Genomic DNA, 12,719 nt, shown 5'->3' with positions numbered 1-12,719 from the left:
ACCGGCGCGGAGAGGCGACTGACATGAAGAAGCTCGTCAACGATCCCCAGCACGTCGTGACCGACGCCCTCGTCGGCGTCGAGGCGGCCTACCTGGGACGGCTCGCGGTGGACCACGAGCACCGGGTCGTGTATCGCGCGGACGCTCCCGTCGCCGGGAAGGTCGCGCTCGTCTCGGGAGGCGGCTCGGGGCACGAGCCGCTGCACGGTGGGTTCGTCGGTCCGGGAATGCTCGACGCGGCCTGCGCGGGCGAGGTGTTCACCTCTCCCACACCGGACCAGGTGCTCGCGGCGGACCAGCACGTCGACGCCGGTGCCGGGATCCTGCACATCGTCAAGAACTACACGGGCGACGTCATGAACTTCGACATGGCCGTCGAGCTGGCCGAGGGCGGGTCGCCGATCGCCACCGTCGTGACGAACGACGACGTCGCCGTCGAGGACAGCCTCTACACCGCCGGGCGCCGCGGCATCGGGGTGACCGTCGTCGTGGAGAAGATCGCGGGGGCGGCCGCCGAGGGACGGCGCGACCTGTCCGCCGTCGCGGACGTCGCCCGGCGGGTCAACGACAACGGCCGGAGCATGGGTGTCGCCCTCACCTCGTGCACGGTGCCGGCCGTCGGCAGGCCGACCTTCGACCTCGCCGAGGACGAGCTGGAGATCGGCGTCGGAATCCACGGCGAGCCGGGCCGGTCCCGTGGCCGGCTCGGCACGGCGTCGGAGGTCGCGGAGCAGCTCGTCGTCCCGATCACCGACGACCTCGACTTCACCGGCGCTCCCGTCATCGCCATGCTGAGCGGCCTCGGCGGGACGCCGCTCATCGAGCTCTACCTCATGTACGGCGAGATCGCCCGGATCCTCGGCCGGCGCAACGTCACCGTGGCCCGCACGCTGGTCGGGAACTACATCACCTCCTTGGAGATGGCCGGCTGCTCGCTCACCCTCGTCCGCGCCGACGACGAGCTCCTCGACCTCTGGGACGCACCGGTCGACACCCCCGGTCTGCGCTGGGGGGCCTGAGGTGGGCTCCAGAGCCGACCCCGGAACAGTCGAGGTCGCGCAGCTCGTCGCCTGGCTGGAGACGTTCGGCCGGCTCGTCCACGAGGAGCGGGACCACCTCACCGCGCTCGACGCGGCGATCGGCGACGCCGACCACGGCCTCAACCTCGACCGCGGCATGAGGGCCGTCGTCGAGCGTCTGCACGCCGATCGCCCGGCGACGGTCGACGCTCTCTTCAAGACCGTGGGGATGACGCTCGTGAGCACCGTCGGAGGCGCGAGCGGACCGCTCTACGGCACCTTCTTCCTCCGGTTCGGCACGGCGGCCGGCCCGGTCGACGAGCTCGACGCGGCGGGTCTCGCGACGGCGCTGCGCGCAGGGGTCGGCGGAGTCGTCGCCCGCGGGAAGGCCGAGCCGGGCGACAAGACGATGGTCGACGCCCTCGAGCCCGCCGTCACGGCCTACGAGAGGGCCGTGGGGTCCGGGCCGGAGCACGCCGCGGCCGCGGCGAGCGAGGCCGCCGAGGCCGGTCGGGACGCCACGATCCCGATGGTCGCGAGGAAGGGGCGGGCGAGCTACCTCGCCGAGCGCAGCGCGGGCCACCTCGACCCGGGCGCCACCTCCTCGGCCCTCCTCCTGCGAGCCCTCGCCGATGCCCTCGCCGGGACGCTCCCCGAGACGACCGACGGGCGGGCCTGAGGATGGTCGGCATCGTCGTCGTCTCGCACTCCCCTGCCCTCGCGACGGCCGCCGTCGAGCTGGCCCGCGAGATGCTCCACGGCACCGACGTGCCGATCACCGTCGCGGCCGGCACCGCGGGCGGAGCGACCGGCACGGACGCCGTCCGGATCGCCGACGCCATCTCGCGGGTCGCGTCCGGCGACGGCGTCCTCGTCCTCATGGACCTCGGCAGCGCGGTCCTCTCGGCCGAGCTCGCCACGGAGCTCGTCGGGCCGCTGGACGGCGAGATCCGGCTCAGCGCGGGCCCGTTCGTCGAGGGCCTCGTCGCGGCAGCGGTCACGGCGAGCACGGGAGCCGACCTCGACCGCGTGGCCGAGCAGGCTGCGTCGGCACTCACCCCGAAGGCCTCGCACCTCCAGCACTGAGCGCCCCGCCGCCGCCCGCCCACCACACCGCCCGACGCCCTCCCCACCACACACCGCTCGACGCCCGCTCAATGACCAACCCCGGTCTGGCGTCGTCCAGTTGGCGGTCTGCCACCCGATCGGGGCCTCTGCACCACCTCCCCTGGCGCTCTGCCACCCGATCGGGGCCTCTGCACCACCTGACGACCTACCCATCCCGCCCACCCTGGCGGTCTGGCCCCCGATCGGGGCCTCTGCACCACCCACCCTCCGGTCGAGGTCGACCGGCGAATTGATATCGATGGAGATTCTTGCGTATCGTTGGATTCCGACCCATCGATCCAGGAGAGCGTGGAGGTTCCGTGCGGGCCGTCGTGTATGACTCACCGTTCACCCTCGAGGTACGAGAGGTTCCGACTCCCGAGCCCGGCCCTGGCGAGGTGCGCGTCGCCGTCCTCCAGACCGGCTTCTGCGGCACCGACCTGCACCTGCACGCCGGCGGTTTCATGGGCGCCTACCCGCTCATCCCCGGCCACGAGACCGTCGGCGTCGTCGATGCTCTCGGCGAGGGAGTCACCGGCTTCACGGTCGGCGAGCAGGTGACCATCAACCCCAATGCGAGCTGTGGGCTCTGTCCCTACTGCCGGGAGGGCCGCCCCCTGCTGTGCGACGACCTGCGGGCCAAGGGCGTCAACCGACCTGGCATGTTCGCCGAGTACACCGTCGCGCCCGCCCGCCAGGTGTTCTCCGTCGATGGCCTCGATCCGGACGTCGCCGTCTTCACCGAGCCGACGTCCTGCGTCTCCCACGGAGTGGAGCGCCTGAGCCCGACCCCCAACAGCACCGCGCTCGTCCTGGGCGCGGGCCCGACCGGCATCCTGCTCGCCCAACTCCTGGCCACCAACGGCGCCGCCCACGTCACCATCGCCGACCGGGCGGCGTTCAAGCTCGACACGGCAGGTCGCCTCGGCATCGACGCCACCTACCTCATGGGCCGCGACGATCTGGCCACCGACGTCGACCGGCTGCGCGCCGGGTCCGGAGCCGACGGCTTCGACCTCGTCGTCGACGCCACCGGGGTGCCCGCGCTCGTCGAGCAGTGCGTCCCCCTGGCGCGAAAGGGCGGCACCGTCGCCCTCTACGGTGTCGCCGACCACGACGCACGCGTCACCATCAACCCCTACGACGTCTTCCAGCGGGAGATCACCATCAAGGGGTCCTTCGCCGAGATCCACTCCTTCCCCAGCGCGATCGCGGCCCTGCGCGCGCGGCGCGTCCGGACCGACGGGATCATCACCCACCGGTACGGCCTCGAGGACTACGAGAAGGCGCTGCGGGCCATCGCCCACCACCCCGGCGTCCACAAGATCGTCATCGACCCCCGCGGCTGAGACGGGACGGTCGCCGCGGGCCTGGTCGCCGTGGACGATCCGGACCCGAGGACGAGGGGACGGGTTCCCAGGAGGGTCGCGCCGGACGACTACGCTGACCGCGTGACGCCAGCACGGTCAGGCCCCGAGGCGCCGGACCGGCAGGAGCGGATCCTCGACGCGGTCCTCCGCCTGCTCGCGCAGCAGGGCATCGCCGGGGTCAGCATCAGGGCCGTCGCCCGGGAGGCGGGCGTCGCGCTGGGGCTCGTCAACTACTACTACGAGGACAAGGTCGGACTGATCCGCGCCGCCCTCGAGCGCATCGAGGAGCAGGACCTCGCGATGCTGTCGCCGGACCCTGCGTCGACTCCGGAGGAGCAGCTGCGGACGACGCTGCGCCGCGTCGCCGAGCCGCAGTTCCTCACGACGGAGTACCTCTCCCTCCGCCTCCAGCTGTGGTCCCTGGCCCAGGCCCACGAGGTCTACGCCCACATCAACACCCGGGCCCAGAAGCAGTACCGCACCCGCCTGGCCCGGCTCATCCACGCCGCCCGCCCCCACCTCTCCCGCGCCGAATGCGCCCGGCGCGCGGCCGACGTCGACGTCGTCCAGAACGGGCTGTGGCTCACCGCCCTCCTCGGCCTCGACACGGCGTCGCTCCATCGTGCCGTCGCCCGCTGCGAGGACATCGCCCTCGCACCCTGACGACGCCGTCCGGCGCGAGCGGGCTCCTCGCCCGCGGCGCCGCGGCGAGGTCGGTCGGCCGGAATCTCGGTTGACCGCCGGCATACCGCTGTCGCTCACTGGAGTGGTGACCCTGCCTCGCACCGTCGTCCTCGTCGAGGGCACCAGCGACCGGATCGCGCTGTATGCCGCGGCCCGGCGGCAGGGGCGTGACCTCACCGCGGAGGGGGTCCGGGTCGTCCCGATGGGCGGGATCACCAACACGCGAGCGTTCGCCGCGCGGTACGGACCGCACGGGCTCGACGTCCCGCTCGTCGGGCTGTACGACGCCCCCGAGGAGCCCGCGCTCCGCCACGGACTGGCCGCCGCGGGTCTGACCGCCGCGCCGACCGACGACGGGCTCGAACGGCTGGGCTTCTTCTCCTGCTCGGCGGACCTCGAGGACGAGCTCATCCGCGCGCACGGCTGCGAGGCGGTCGAAGCCGTCATCGAGGCCGCCGGTGAGGCACGCTCCCTCCGGCTCCTCGCGCGCATGCCGGCGCAGCGCGACTGGTCGAGACAGGCCGTGCTCCACCGCTTCGTCGGGGTCCGGTCGGGACGCAAGGCGCGGTATGCCGAGCTGCTCGTCGGAGCCCTCGAGCCCGGCCGGGTGCCCAAGCCCCTGCAGGCGGTCCTCGACCGCGTCTGACCAGTGGGCCGGACCGGCTTCGTCGGACCGTGTACTGACGCCACGATGACGCCCCTCCCCCATCGTCGTCCATGTCGCCCACGCCCGTGGCCGACATGGACCGGCGGTCCGGACGACCGCCCCACCGATGGAGGAAGACCATGAACCACACCCTGAGCCGGATGAGCAGGCTGTCCCTCGTCGCCGTCGCCACCGCGGCGGTGCCGATCGGGCTCGCCCTGCCGGCCCACGCGTCGACGACGAAGGACGGCTGCACCGTCAGCCCGAAGGCGGCGGAGTTCCGGGGCACCTACGACGCCTCGAACACGCCCTACGTCTACTACTCCTACGACGTGACGTGCGGAGCGTCGGCCTCCGGGCTCAGCGTCGAGGTGAAGACGACGACGTACGACCAGGACCTCGCCGGGCGCAAGGGCGATGTCGACGCCAACGGCGTCAACAACGCCGACGACGACCTCATCGGGACGGCGACGACGACCCGATCGTTCGGCACGGCCGGTGGAACCAAGACCGTCGACGTCCGCGGCACCCTGCCCCGTACCGACACCGACGGCAACGAGGAGATGTACCAGAGCGTGAAGTTCCGCGTGACGAGCGGCCCGGTCACCGGCGGGTGGAGCAAGGCCGAGCTGACGACCCCGACGACCATCTGGTGGTGAGCGGAGCACCAGCCGGACGCACCTGTCGCGCCGAAGGGCCCCACGGCATACCCGCCGTGGGGCCCTTCGGCGCGCGCTCCACACCCATCGTCGCCGGCACGCACCATGAGCCCGTGTATCACATCGGCCCGGAATCCCTCTGCACTGCGTGACGGCAGCACCCCACAGGACACCCCCGCGCCTGCTCATCACCGCCGCGGCCGGGTACGGCAAGTCCGCGCTCCTCGCGGCCCACTGCCCCGACGCGGGCGTCGTCATGTCGGCGCCGACCCTCGTGGCCGAGGGCCTCCCGGAGGAAGTCCCGTGGCTCGGCATCGACGACCTCCACCGGGTCGCCGCGGACGACCACGCCCGCATCGCCGACCTCCTCACCCGGCGACCGGGCCTCGGCGTCGCCGTCACCTCGCGGTTCCCGATCGGCACGGCACTGCGCGACCGGCTGCCCGGGCGGGTCTGCCAGCGCGCCGCGACCGACCTCGCGCTCACGGCATACGAGACCGCCTGCCTGCTCGCCGACGACGCCGGGGTCGCCGACGCCGAGACCGCTGTGCGCGTCGCCGAGCTGACCGCGGGCTGGCCGGCGCTCGTCCACTTCGCCGGCGACGTGCTGGGCCGCGACGCGCAGGCCGACGTCCTCGACGCGCTGACGTCTCCCGGTGCCCCGGCGGCGGACTGGGTCCGGACCGCCGTGCTCTCCGACCTCCCGTCGGGCGCCGAGGAGGTGCTCCGGGCCCTGGCCCACGTCGACGCCGACGGCCCTCTCACGCAGTCCGTATGCGACGCGCTCGCCACCGAGCTCGGCGGCACCCGGCTGCCGGGGATGGTCGAGCAGCTGTGCCGCACCGGCGTCCTCGTCCGGCGGCGCGGCGTCGGACGGACGAGCGACGTCGTCATGGTGCCCGTCGTCGCCCACGTCCTGCGCGAGGGTTGCCGTCGGCCCCCGGCACGCATCGCCGTCACCGTCGCGCAGGCCCACGAGGCCGACGACGTATGGCTGCCGGCAGCCCGCGCCCACGGCGTCGCGGGGAACCACGAGGCCGTCGTGCGGCTCGTCGTCGACCGAGGCGAGGAGATGGTCCGCCACGGCCAGGCCGGCCCGGTCGTCCGCCTCGTCGAGGAGTTCGTCGGGACCGCGCTCGTCGATGCGCCGGAGCCGCTTCGGAGCACGTATGCCGAGGCGTTGCGCATCTCCGGCGACCCCGCCGGAGCACGCCGGGTGTTCGCGCCCCTCGTCGCCCAGGCCGATGCGACGTCGTGGCCGGCTGCCCTCGCCGTCAGGGTCGCCGGCCTGCACTACATGTGCGGGGAGTTCGACGACGCGCTCGAGGTGCTGGACCGGTGCCCGGACCCGCTCGACGCGGAGCCGACGCCTCGATGCGGCGCGGACGTCGTCGACCGGCTGGCCTGTCGGGTCCACGTGCTCGCCATGCTCGGCCGCCACGACGAGGCGGAGCCGGTCGCTGCGCGGTGCCTCGAGGTGGCCGAGCGGCTCGGCGACGCACGCATGCTCGGCGTCGCGCATCTCGCGGTGTCCCGGACCTGCCGAGGCACCCTCAGCGAGCTGCACCTCGACGAGGCCCTCCGCTGCTCGACGGCGGCGAACGACGCGATGACGGCGACCCGCGTGCTCGCGGCCCGCACGTGGCTGCTCCTCGCCGGCGCCCGCTACGACCGAGCCTGCGTCTCGGCCCGGGAGGCGGCGCGGATGGCACGCCAGACCTGCCCACCGGGGCTGCAGGCCGTCGCCCTCCACAACCTCGGCGAGGCGCTCGGCCGGGTCGGCGCGCTCGACGAGGCCCTGTGGCACCTCCAGTGCTCGGTGGCCCTGTGCCGCAGGCTGGGCCCGGCCCGTGCGGCCCTCCCGCTGCTCGGGATGGCGGACGTGCACCGGGCGCTGGGCCACGAGGAGCAGAGCCGGGCCGCCTACCTCGAGGCGGTCGAGCTGGCCCGGGAGTCCGGTGACGCCCAGCTCCTCGTGCCGGCCCTGTGCGGCCTGGCCCTGCTCCCCGGCAGCGGGGCCGAGCACGACCCGGACGACCAGGTCGGCGAGGCCCTGCGGATCGCCTCCCCCGACGTGCGACCCATCGCCCTCACGACGGCCGGGCGGGTCGCGCTCGCCCACGGCGACCGTCCGGCAGCCCTCGACCTCGCCGGTCAGGCCGTCGACGCGGCCCGCGAGGAGCGGGCCGCGGACCTGCTCGCGGACGCCCTGGAGCTCCAGTCCTCGGCGGTCGAGGACCCTGCTCGCGCCCGCCGGGCCCTGCGGGAGGCTCTGTCGATCTGGTCCGCCGGTGGCGCCGAGCCGGCCGTCGCCCGGGTCGAGGTGCTCATCGGCCGGCTGGCCGATGCCGACGGCACCGAACGATCCCACGCCCGCGAGGCCGCGCGGACGCTCGGGCGGCTCGGCATACCGGTCCCCGGGGGAAGCGTCACCGACGGCGAGGCCGGCGCCGGAGTCGTCGGCGTCCGTGTCCTCGGTCCGTTCGCGGTGACCGTCGAGGGCGTCGAGGTCCCCCTGCCGGCCTGGCGCTCACGACAGGCGCGGACGCTCGTCAAGATCCTCGCCGCTCACCGGGGACGCGTCGTGACGCGGGCTCGGGTGTGCGACCTGCTCTGGCCGGACGACGACCCCGCCCGCACCGGCCACCGGCTGTCGGTCCTGCTCGCCGCGGTCCGCGGTGTCCTCGACCCGACCAAGGCGTGGCCGCCGGACCGGTTCATCACGGCGGACCAGCACGGCATCCGACTCAACCTCGGCCCCGTCGCCCTCGACGCGGACCTCGTGCTGCGCGATGCCGCTCATGCCGCAGCGCTCGCCGACGGCGGCGCCATCGACGAGGCACGGGAGGTGCTGGCCCACGTCGACGCCATGTACCGCGGTGAGGCGTTCGAGGACGAGCCGGAGGAGTGGGCCGACGGCCTCCGCGAGGAGGTTCGCGCAGCCTGGGTCCGGTCGGTCCGCCGGCTCGCCGCGCTGCAGGCCCAGGCGGGCCGGACGCCCGACACCCTCGGCATCCTCGTGCGGCTGCTGGCCGTCGACCCCTATGACGAGCAGGTGCACCGGCGCCTCGTGAACGGCCTGCTCCGGGCCGGCCGGCACGGGGAGGCGCGGCGCGCGTTCGAGCGGTGGCGGCAGGCCATGGACGAGATCGGTGCGCCCGGGCCGGACCCTCGGATCGTCGGCGTCGCGAGCGCCTCGCGGCCGCCCGCGCCCGTACTGACGCCACGCTGACGCGGCGCTGACACGCTCATCCGCACGAGACCTCGACGAGACGAGGCCGACCCCATCGAGCCGACGACAGACGGCTCGAACCACCAGAGAAGGAACCATCGCCATGACCACGACCCGCACCCGACTCCTGCCCGTCCTCGCCGCGATCGCCGCCGGAGCGGCGCTCGTCGCTGCGCCGGTGACCGCACACGCCGCGGAGACCGGCTCCACGACTCGGTCTCCGGCCTCCGCCCAGCCGCTTTCGGGCATCCTGCCGTCGGCGAAGCTGCCGTCGGTGAAGCCGTGCGCCCTCCCCTGGACCAACGTCATCATCGGCACCTCGGGTGACGACACCCTCGTCGGCACCGGCGGCAACGACCTCATCATCGGACTCGGCGGGAACGACACCATCGACGGTGGCGGTGGGCGGGACACCATCCTCGGCGGCCCCGGCGACGACGAGCTGACCGGAGGACCGGGCAACGACTGCATCCTCGGCGGCCCCGGCGTCGACTACTCCTACCTGCACATGTACACCTCCCCGGACGGGACCGACGAAGGGCATTCGGTCGCCTACCGGTACCTCTACTGAGGACCGCCACCTCTGCGCCGAGGACCACCCGGCCGACGGCTCAGGATGCCGCGTCGAGGCCCTTCTCGCGGAGCCGCTCTCGGGTGTTCGGGTTGACCGACGGCCGGAACGGCATCTCGACGACCGTCGCCGCGACCGGCCGGCCGGGGCTGTCGGCATACCGGTCGGGAAGGTGGACGGACAGCTCGGTGCCGAGCGCGGAGAGGCCGATCGGAACGTGCGCCATGGCGATGTTGGTCCCCAGCTCCGGGGAGTACCACGGCGAGGTGACGTAGCCGACCGGATCGCTCTCGGGGGTCTCGCTGACCAGCCAGAAGTCGGGGGCGTACTCGTCGATGGGCGAGCCGCCGAGCCGGAGGCCGACGAGGGTGTGGACGTAGGGCGGGTCGCCGGCCTCGATCTGCTCCCTCGCGGCCTCCAGGGCAGCCTTCCCGACGTAGTCGGCCGCCTTGCTCCGGGGGACCTGGTAGCCGAGGTTCACCTGGAAGGGCAAGGTCTCGGCGTCCATGTCCTGCCCCCAGGACAGGATCCCGGCGGCGATCCGTCGGTGGTGCGCCGGGGCGATGACCGCGAGCTGGTGCGGCTTTCCCGCCTCGAGGATGGCGTTCCACAGGTCCTCGGCGTGGAGCGTCGCGTCGCGCAGGTAGATCTCGTAGCCCTTCTCGCCCGTGAAGCCGGTCTGCGACACGACGACCGGGTGGCCGGCGACCTCGCCCTCGAGAAGCCCGTACGACGGGAGCTCGGCGAGCTCCGGTCCGAGGAGGTCGACCATGAGCGCCTCCGACTTCGGCCCCTGGATCTGCACGGGACACACGTCGATCTCCGCGATGTCGACGTCGAACCGGCGACCGACGTTGACGCCCTGGAGCCAGAACATGAGGTCGGAGTCGGAGAGGCTGAACCAGAACTCGTCCTTCGAGAGGCGCAGCAGGACGGGATCGTTGAGGATGCCGCCCTTGTCGTTGCAGAGGATGACGTAGCGGGCCCGCATCGGGGGGATCCGCGTGGCGTCCCGGGTGATGACGAAGTCGACGAAGGCCTCGGCGTCCGGGCCGGACACGCGGATCTGGCGCTCCACGGCGACATTCCAGAGCGTCACATGGTTGACGAGCGCGTCGTACTCGACCATCGTGCCGCCGTCCTCGGGGCGCACGTAGCCGCGCGGGTGGTAGACGCGGTTGTACACCTCGGCGCGCCAGCAGCCGGCCGCGACGGACAGGTGCCAGTAGGGCGACTTGCGGATGCGGGTCGAGATGAGCAGCTCGACCGGTGTCGGCCCGGACTGCCGGAGGTTGATCGGGACCAGCCGGTCGGACTGGTCGACGGACGGAACATTGTCCGCCCAGCGGTGCGCAGGCTCCTGGGCCATGGCGACTCCATCTCTCGTGGATCGACGAACCATCGGACGCCACAGTCGGTCTCCTGACTCCCGGATCACCACCTCGGCCCTGCCTTCCCAGGTCTTGGATGACTCGGACCCAGTGGCGGTTGTCGGGCGTCGGCTCCCCGGTCACAGTGGCGAGGACCGTGTCGGAGTCGCACCGACTTCCCGGTTCTGTGACGCTTCTGCGAGCCTAGGTCGGACGTATGCCGTGGTCAATGGGGTCCGGTCGGTGAGCCCCCCGGTCGATGGGCCCCTTGACCGGCCCATGAGGTGCTCCTACGTTGGCCGGATGACGACCCTGGCGACCAGGCTGCGCATCGAGGAGTGGACCGAGTCCCCGGTCGAGGACCTCGACGACGGAGGCCGGACGACGCATGCCCACGTGCTCCTTCGCGACGGAGGGGACGGGCTGTCGTCCGGCACGGCCGAGATGCTCGCCTTCTACCGCCCGGACGGGACGAGCGCCTACGTGACGCTGCTGCGCCTGTCCGGCGAGCTGGACGGCCGCAGCGGCTCCTTCGTGCTCCGCGGGGACGGCCACTACGACGGCGCGACCGCCACGGGACGGATGGGTATCGTCCCGGGATCCGGCACGGGTGGGCTGGCCGGGATCGCCGGCAGCTGCGCGAGCGAGTCCACCCACGCCGACTACCCGTTCATGCCGCTGGTGCTGGACTACCGGCTCGACTGAGCCGCGGGCGGTCGCCGGTCCACCCGGTCGTCGCGACGCCGACGTCTCCCGACCTGCCGATGGGCGGCACCCTGGCTATGCTCCGACCCATGCGGCCGGCCCCTCTCATGGCGCGCCTCGCGGTGGTCGGTCTGGCCCTGGGGGCTCTCGCCGGATGCACGAAGAGCGATGCGGGCAGGGCGTCCGGGCCGACGATCGCGGTGTCCGTCAGCAGGTGCGGCACCGGGTGGGAGCACCCCGCAGCGGGTCCGCAGCACTTCGTGATGAGCAACACCGACTCGCGTGCCGGGGAGGCCCAGCTCGCCGACGCGGCGACCGGAGCGATCTACGCCGACGTCGAGCCGCTCGGGCCCGGCACGCGGACGACCCTCGACGTCGACCTCGGCGCGGGCCGCTACCAGTTCCGGTGCGCGATGGACGACGAGCCGATGGTCATGGGCCCGACCGTGACGATCGGCGGCACCGCCAAGGGCACGACACCGGCGGTCCTCCCGATCACCCAGGCCCAGCTCATCCCGGCGACCAAGCGGTACGAGCGGTACGTCAGCGGGCAACTGCCGGGCCTGGCTCGTGCGGTCTCCGGGTTGCAGGCCAGCATCGACGCGGGGGACCGCGGGGAGGCGGAGGCGCGCTGGCTGCCCGCGCACCTCGCCTACGAGCGGCTCGGCGCCGCATACGACGCCTTCGGCGACTACGACGCGCAGATCAACGGCACGGCCGACGGGCTGCCTCGCGGTGTGCACGACCCGTCGTGGGCGGGCTTCCACCGCCTCGAGTACGGCCTGTGGCACGGCGCATCCATGAGCAGCCTCCGGAAGCCGGCCCACACCCTCGCGAGCTCGGTCGACGCCCTCGGCCACTTCTTCGCGACGCAGCAGATCGACCCGCTGCAGATCGGCCTCCGGTCCCACGAGATCACCGAGAACGCCGTGCAGTTCGAGCTCACCGGCACGACCGACTACGGCAGCCACTCCAACCTGGCCACCGTCGACGCGAACCTCGCCGGCACCCGGACCACGCTGGGCATCGTCCACCCGCTCCTCGCGCCCCGCGACCCGCAGACCCCCGCCATCGACGCGGCGCTGGCCCAGGCCCGCTCGGACCTCGCCGCGCTGCGCGGACCCGACGGAACGTGGCCGGCGCTCGAGGCGCTGACCCGGCCCCAGCGCGAGCGCGTCGACGCCGACCTCAGCAGCCTCGCCGAGCTGCTGTCCTCGGTGGCCACCGTCCTCGAGCCACGAAGGGGGCCGTCATGACGGCCGACGCACCGCGCGAACCGGCGCTCGGCCGCCGCGGCTTCCTCCACGGCGCGGCAGTGGCCGCGGCAGGGGCTGCGGCCGGCGCCGCCGTCGCGGG

Annotated in this window: 12 protein-coding genes and 1 riboswitch; of the genes, 11 read left to right on the top strand and 1 reads right to left on the bottom strand. The window is 73.3% G+C overall.

Annotated features, from left to right (window positions below; all coding sequences use genetic code 11):
• The first annotated feature begins 23 nt into the window (after window positions 1-23).
• From dhaK to BN12_RS23400, 9 genes are all read left to right on the top strand, one after another.
• Complete coding sequence (gene dhaK / locus BN12_RS10285; protein ID WP_048552205.1) at window positions 24-1,019, top strand: dihydroxyacetone kinase subunit DhaK; 996 nt, start codon at window positions 24-26, stop codon at window positions 1,017-1,019.
• A gap of 1 nt (window position 1,020) precedes the next feature.
• Complete coding sequence (dhaL, locus tag BN12_RS10280) at window positions 1,021-1,698, top strand: dihydroxyacetone kinase subunit DhaL (RefSeq protein WP_048552203.1); 678 nt, start codon at window positions 1,021-1,023, stop codon at window positions 1,696-1,698.
• A 2-nt stretch (window positions 1,699-1,700) separates the two neighbouring features.
• Window positions 1,701-2,105, top strand: a complete 405-nt coding sequence (dhaM, locus tag BN12_RS10275; protein ID WP_048552201.1) for a dihydroxyacetone kinase phosphoryl donor subunit DhaM — start codon at window positions 1,701-1,703, stop codon at window positions 2,103-2,105.
• Window positions 2,106-2,458: 353 nt separating this feature from the next.
• Window positions 2,459-3,475 carry a zinc-dependent alcohol dehydrogenase family protein gene (locus BN12_RS10270; RefSeq protein ID WP_200901188.1) on the top strand — a complete coding sequence of 339 codons (1,017 nt, stop codon included), beginning with the start codon at window positions 2,459-2,461 and terminating at the stop codon, window positions 3,473-3,475.
• 102 nt (window positions 3,476-3,577) lie between these two features.
• Window positions 3,578-4,159, top strand: coding sequence for a TetR/AcrR family transcriptional regulator (locus BN12_RS10265; protein WP_048552197.1), 582 nt, complete (start codon window positions 3,578-3,580; stop codon window positions 4,157-4,159).
• Window positions 4,160-4,265: 106 nt separating this feature from the next.
• Entirely contained in the window at window positions 4,266-4,826 is a 561-nt protein-coding gene (locus BN12_RS10260) for a TOPRIM nucleotidyl transferase/hydrolase domain-containing protein (RefSeq protein ID WP_053080004.1), read from the top strand.
• 140 nt (window positions 4,827-4,966) lie between these two features.
• Complete coding sequence (locus BN12_RS10255) at window positions 4,967-5,485, top strand: hypothetical protein (RefSeq protein ID WP_048552193.1); 519 nt, start codon at window positions 4,967-4,969, stop codon at window positions 5,483-5,485.
• A gap of 148 nt (window positions 5,486-5,633) precedes the next feature.
• The gene (locus tag BN12_RS10250) at window positions 5,634-8,717 is read left to right on the top strand and encodes a tetratricopeptide repeat protein (RefSeq protein WP_048552191.1); all 3,084 of its coding nucleotides are present in this window, start codon (window positions 5,634-5,636) and stop codon (window positions 8,715-8,717) included.
• A 103-nt stretch (window positions 8,718-8,820) separates the two neighbouring features.
• Window positions 8,821-9,288 (top strand): calcium-binding protein, encoded by a 468-nt coding sequence (locus BN12_RS23400; protein ID WP_053080003.1) that lies wholly within the window; start codon window positions 8,821-8,823, stop codon window positions 9,286-9,288.
• A 40-nt stretch (window positions 9,289-9,328) separates the two neighbouring features.
• On the opposite strand, the gene BN12_RS10240 is transcribed toward BN12_RS23400, so the two are convergent.
• Window positions 9,329-10,657: a glycine cleavage T C-terminal barrel domain-containing protein gene (locus BN12_RS10240; protein ID WP_048552189.1), complete on the bottom strand. Its 1,329-nt coding sequence runs from the start codon at window positions 10,655-10,657 to the stop codon at window positions 9,329-9,331.
• A 26-nt stretch (window positions 10,658-10,683) separates the two neighbouring features.
• A riboswitch (cobalamin riboswitch) is annotated at window positions 10,684-10,882 on the bottom strand.
• Between the two features lie 79 nt (window positions 10,883-10,961).
• Between BN12_RS10240 and BN12_RS23395 the strand changes: the two genes are divergently transcribed.
• Window positions 10,962-11,363 carry a DUF3224 domain-containing protein gene (locus BN12_RS23395; RefSeq protein WP_053080002.1) on the top strand — a complete coding sequence of 134 codons (402 nt, stop codon included), beginning with the start codon at window positions 10,962-10,964 and terminating at the stop codon, window positions 11,361-11,363.
• 89 nt (window positions 11,364-11,452) lie between these two features.
• Window positions 11,453-12,619 carry an EfeM/EfeO family lipoprotein gene (locus BN12_RS10230; protein WP_162233075.1) on the top strand — a complete coding sequence of 389 codons (1,167 nt, stop codon included), beginning with the start codon at window positions 11,453-11,455 and terminating at the stop codon, window positions 12,617-12,619.
• The last annotated feature ends 100 nt before the right edge of the window (window positions 12,620-12,719 follow it).

Source organism: Nostocoides japonicum T1-X7 (assembly GCF_001046855.1).
Lineage (GTDB): Bacteria > Actinomycetota > Actinomycetes > Actinomycetales > Dermatophilaceae > Nostocoides > Nostocoides japonicum.
Note: the sequence above shows the minus strand (reverse complement) of the source record. Positions and strands in the feature narration are given on the sequence as shown.